Raw genomic sequence first — 708 nt, 5'->3', positions numbered from 1 at the left:
TTAAACAAATATAAAATTGATGCCATTGTTTATCCCAGTCTCAGTAAAATTGGGGGGAAAGAGGGCTTAGAGATTATTACTGAATGGGGGAAACAAGGCCATCGTATTGGTAATCATGGAAATTTACATCTCAATCTTCATAAAAATGAAGTGAATTTAGCTGATTATTTAGAAGATATGCAGCAAGGTCATCAAGCGTTTTCTTCATTACACGGATTTGTAGCACGTTATCGTTTTCCCTTTCTTAAAGAAGGCAATACTCTAGAAAAAAGGGACAGTGTACGAAAGTGGCTTAAGACTCATAACTATCAATCGGGTGCGGTCAGCATTGATGCGAGTGATTGGTATTACAATCAATTGTTTTCAAAATTTCAACAGGAAAAGGATCAAGCCAGTTTAGATAAATTGAAGCAAGCCTATATTTTCCATTTACTTGATCGAGCGCAATATTACGATGAGTTGGCTTTACAAACACTCGGACGCTCACCGAAGCATATACTCTTACTGCATGTCAGAGCAATTAATGCAGCTTGGTTAGAAGACATAATTGATGGTTTTAAGAAACAGGGCTGGAAATTTATTGATAGTCATACCGCCTATCAAGATCCGATCTATAAAATTCAGCCGCAAACATTACCCGCTGGCGAAAGTATTATATGGAATATTGCACAAATTTATGGTGTTGAAAAATTACGTTATCCTGCAGAA

General features: G+C 36.7%; 1 protein-coding gene. It reads left to right on the top strand.

Translation table 11 applies throughout. From position 1 onward, the window contains the following. Window positions 1-708 (top strand): polysaccharide deacetylase family protein (locus SE27_RS14565; RefSeq protein WP_455550000.1); only part of this gene is annotated, 708 nt, incomplete at both ends.

The organism is Acinetobacter harbinensis (assembly GCF_000816495.1).
GTDB lineage: Bacteria > Pseudomonadota > Gammaproteobacteria > Pseudomonadales > Moraxellaceae > Acinetobacter > Acinetobacter harbinensis.
Note: the sequence above shows the minus strand (reverse complement) of the source record. Positions and strands in the feature narration are given on the sequence as shown.